The 4,134-nt window shown below is 46.1% G+C and carries 4 protein-coding genes; all 4 read left to right on the forward strand.

Going from position 1 to position 4,134, the window contains the following annotated elements; translation table 11 throughout:
* Positions 1 to 294: 294 nt before the first annotated feature.
* The 4 genes from BTU61_RS04015 to BTU61_RS04030 are packed head-to-tail and all read left to right on the forward strand — an operon-like array spanning position 295 to position 4,072.
* Positions 295 to 759: a CtsR family transcriptional regulator gene (locus BTU61_RS04015; RefSeq protein WP_187538347.1), complete on the forward strand. Its 465-nt coding sequence runs from the start codon at positions 295 to 297 to the stop codon at positions 757 to 759.
* Positions 760 to 3,189, forward strand: coding sequence for an ATP-dependent Clp protease ATP-binding subunit (locus BTU61_RS04020; RefSeq protein ID WP_200772429.1), 2,430 nt, complete (start codon positions 760 to 762; stop codon positions 3,187 to 3,189). It begins immediately after the preceding gene.
* A gap of 9 nt (positions 3,190 to 3,198) precedes the next feature.
* On the forward strand, positions 3,199 to 3,687 hold the full coding sequence (locus BTU61_RS04025) for an ECF transporter S component (protein WP_200772430.1): 489 nt from the start codon (positions 3,199 to 3,201) through the stop codon (positions 3,685 to 3,687).
* Complete coding sequence (locus BTU61_RS04030; RefSeq protein WP_200772431.1) at positions 3,665 to 4,072, forward strand: DUF4430 domain-containing protein; 408 nt, start codon at positions 3,665 to 3,667, stop codon at positions 4,070 to 4,072. Before BTU61_RS04025 ends, BTU61_RS04030 begins: the two co-directional genes overlap by 23 nt.
* The last annotated feature ends 62 nt before the right edge of the window (positions 4,073 to 4,134 follow it).

A 4,134-nucleotide genomic window follows, 5' to 3' on the forward strand; every position in this document is an offset into this window, starting at 1 on the left:
TTCCTTTATCTGCAACCTTCAACAGTCTCCCAGACTGTTGAAGCTGTGCGGAGGAGGGTCAACGAAATCGAATTCTAACGAATGACCGATTTTCGTCACACTCTCTTTTTCTCCGCTGGGATGATTGGACTCAACTACGGGCTATCACCTGCACGAAAAGCGTTAGAGCTTCGCATTTTGCATAGTCTTTGCTTTATTTACAGAACTAAAAATTGTATAATAGTCAAAGAAGGTCAATTTTGATCTGTGGCTGCTGAACCTCAACTAAAAACGAGCAGACTAGAAAGGAGCATCATGGCAAATAAGAACACATCTGATAGCATCGAAGCCTATATCAAGGCTATTCTGGCCCAGGCTGGAATGGCAGAACTCAAGAGAAGTGAATTGGCAGATGTTTTTCAGGTCGTTCCGAGTCAGATTAACTATGTCATCAAGACACGTTTTACAGAGAGCCGGGGCTATGTGGTGGAAAGTAAGCGTGGCGGTGGTGGTTATATTCGTATTGGCAAGGTTCAATTTTCAGATCATCATCAGATGCTTCAGGATTTAGCAGCCAGTATCGGAGAGCAAATCAGCCAGCATGTCTTCAATGATATTTTGCAGATGCTCTATGAAGAACAACTATTGACACAACGAGAAACACAGCTATTGCTGGCTACGACTTCAGACGAGGTCTTAGCTCAGGATGCTCCGATTCTGAGAGCCCATATGCTGAGAAAAATCATTCAACAAGTAGATAGAAAAGGAAATAGCGACTAGATGAACTATTCAACAGCACTGTTAGAAAGTATAGAAGCAGCCCAGCTACTAGCAGGTCATTATGAGGGGGAGACCTTAGATACCTGGCATCTCTTGACGGCCATGGCCAATAATCCCTATAGTGTAGCAGGATCTGTCTTGAGTGACTACCCAATGCAGATCGACGAGTTCCAGGATGCGGCAGAGCATATTACGGGCCAAGTTTTTCATAGCGACAACAGCTATAAGGTTTTTCCATTTTCTTATCGAATGGAAGCCATCATGAAACATGCTACAGAGATTGCGCAAGTCCTTCATGCCAAGGCGATTGGAACAGAGCATGTCTTGCTCTCTCTTCTTGCAGACCGTGGGACATTGGCGAGTCAAGTCATGGAGTTTGCTGGTTTTGCCTTTACCGAAGAAGACAAAGGTGTTCCTGTTGCTTCACTTCGTAAAAATTTGGAAGTGAAGGCAGGATGGGACAAGGCTGACATCAAAGCGATCCGCAGCCTCTACCGAACTCAAAATCCTAACCGTCAAACCATGGGGAATATGATGGGAATGCCTCCAACGACCAGTGGTGGGCTTGAGGACTATACCCGTGATTTGACCGAGATGGCCCGTACCGGCCAACTGGAGCCTGTGATCGGTCGTGATGCTGAGATTTCGCGCATGATCCAAATCCTCAGTCGCAAAACCAAGAACAATCCGGTCTTGGTTGGAGAAGCAGGGGTCGGAAAGACTGCTCTTGCATTAGGTCTGGCCCAGCGTGTCGCTAGTGGCAATGTTCCAGCTGAAATCGCGCAAATGCGTGTTCTGGAATTGGATCTCATGAATGTAGTGGCAGGGACACGTTTTCGTGGGGATTTTGAAGAACGGATGAACAATATCATCCAGGATATCGAAGAAGATGGTCACGTCATTCTCTTTATCGATGAATTGCATACCATTATGGGGTCAGGATCTGGCATTGATTCGACCTTGGATGCGGCCAATATCCTAAAACCAGCTTTAGCGCGTGGCACACTTCGTACAGTCGGGGCAACGACACAAGATGAGTACCAAAAACATATCGAAAAAGACGCGGCACTCTCTCGTCGCTTTGCCAAAGTCACCATTGAAGAGCCTAGTGTCGCTGACAGCATCCAGATCCTTCAAGGTTTAAAAGAGACCTACCAAGACCACCATCATGTGACCATTACCGATGAAGCGATCGAAACAGCTGTCAAATATGCCCACCGCTATTTGACCAGCCGTCAATTGCCAGATTCAGCCATTGATCTCTTGGATGAAGCAGCAGCTACCGTACAAAACCGCGATTCCAACGGTCACGTAAAAGAAGAGTTGACTGCCTTGGATCGGGCCTTGATGGATGGCAAGTGGAAGAAAGCAGCCCAGCTCTTACAAGTAGAAGCTGCACCGGTTGTCTATAAAAAAGAAGTAACGGATCAGGATGTCTTAGTGACCTTGAGCCAATTATCTGGTATTCCAACTCAAAAACTGACTCAAACGGATGCCAAGAAGTACCTCAACTTAGAAGCAGAATTGCACAAGCGCGTGATTGGACAAGACCAAGCCGTTTCGAGCATCAGTCGGGCCATTCGACGGAATCAATCAGGTATCCGTAGCAATAAACGTCCGATCGGATCTTTCATGTTCCTAGGCCCTACCGGTGTCGGAAAAACAGAGCTTGCCAAAGCCTTGGCAGAAGTCCTGTTTGATGATGAATCGGCCCTCATCCGTTTTGATATGAGTGAGTACATGGAAAAATTCGCGGCTAGCCGCCTCAACGGTGCCCCTCCAGGCTATGTGGGCTACGAAGAAGGGGGCGAATTGACCGAGAAAGTCCGCAACAAGCCTTATTCGGTCCTCTTGTTTGATGAGGTGGAAAAAGCGCATCCGGACATTTTCAATGTTCTCTTGCAAGTCTTGGATGATGGGGTTTTAACCGACAGCAAAGGACGGAAGATCGATTTCTCCAATACCATTATCATCATGACTTCAAACCTTGGTGCAACAGCCCTTCGAGATGATAAGACAGTCGGCTTTGGTGCCAAGGATATCCGCTTTGACCAGGCCAATATGGAAAAACGCATGTTTGAAGAATTGAAGAAAACCTATCGTCCAGAGTTTATCAACCGGATTGATGAAAAGGTGGTCTTCCATAGCCTATCAAGCGAAGACATGCAACAGGTTGTGAAAGTCATGGTGAAACCGCTCATTTCAACCTTGGCCGAACAAGGCATGACCCTCAAATTCCTGCCGTCTGCGCTTAAGTTGCTTGCGACCAAAGGGTATGATCCTGAAATGGGAGCACGTCCTCTTCGTCGTGTCTTGCAGACTGAGGTGGAAGATCAGTTGGCTGAGCTTCTTCTCAAGGGAGAAGTCCAGGAAGGCCAAACGATCAAGGTTGGAACGACAGCTGGCGCTGTCAAATTTGAAATTGTCTAGGAGATAGTGATGACACTGCAGCGATTGACTCGGATTTCGCTTCTTGCCGCACTGTGTGTGGCCCTGCGTCAGGCCTTTGCTCCGTTTCCCAATGTCCAGCCTATCTCAGCCATCTTCTTTCTCTTGGTGATCTTTGAAGACTATATTTTCGCCTTTCTTGTCATGGCGCTGACCATGTTTGTCTCAGCTTTTTTTATGGGGATGGGCTTGATTGTTTTCTTTCAGATTGCCGCATTTGGCTGTTGGATGCTTCTTTGGCGCATGTGTTACAAGTGGCTCCCCTTTGCTATCCAGATCCTTTTGGTGGGCTTGATGTCCTTTGGCTATGGGATTTTGATTGATAGCGTGTATGCCGTCTTTTACCACATGCCATGGTGGACCTATGCCTTGGTCAATGGCTTTAGCTTTAACCTAGCCCACGCCCTATCAACCATTGGCTTTTACCCTTTACTCTATCATATTTTTAGGAGATTCTATGTTGAAAAAAACCATTTCTAGCTGGATGACCTTGCTTGCAGCCTTACTTTTAGTTGGTTGCGCTTCATCGAACAGCACGAACCATAAACCAAACTCTGCTAGCACAGAAGTTGCAAAGAAAAACGAAATTTCAATTACCGTTACCATCACACCAGATGGGCAAAGTACTCAAAGCAAAACCTTAAAGGTTGAAGAAAATAGCAACCTCATGAAAGTGCTCAAAGCCAACTACAAAATTGAAGAAAAAAATGGCATGATCACTTCGATTGACGGTCACAGCCAAGATGAAGCCAAAGGCCTCTATTGGATGTACAAGATCAATGGTGAAATGGCTCCAAAAGGAGCAGCAGAAACCACTGTTAAAAAAGGCGACAAGATCGAGTTTTATCAAGAAGTTTACAAATAAGAAGTAGAAGAGGCTGGGACAAAAGTCCTAGCCTCTTCTTGTCTTTGAATTGTCGAGCAAGA

It is taken from the genome of Streptococcus lactarius, assembly GCF_016642265.1.
In the GTDB taxonomy this organism is placed as follows: domain Bacteria; phylum Bacillota; class Bacilli; order Lactobacillales; family Streptococcaceae; genus Streptococcus; species Streptococcus lactarius.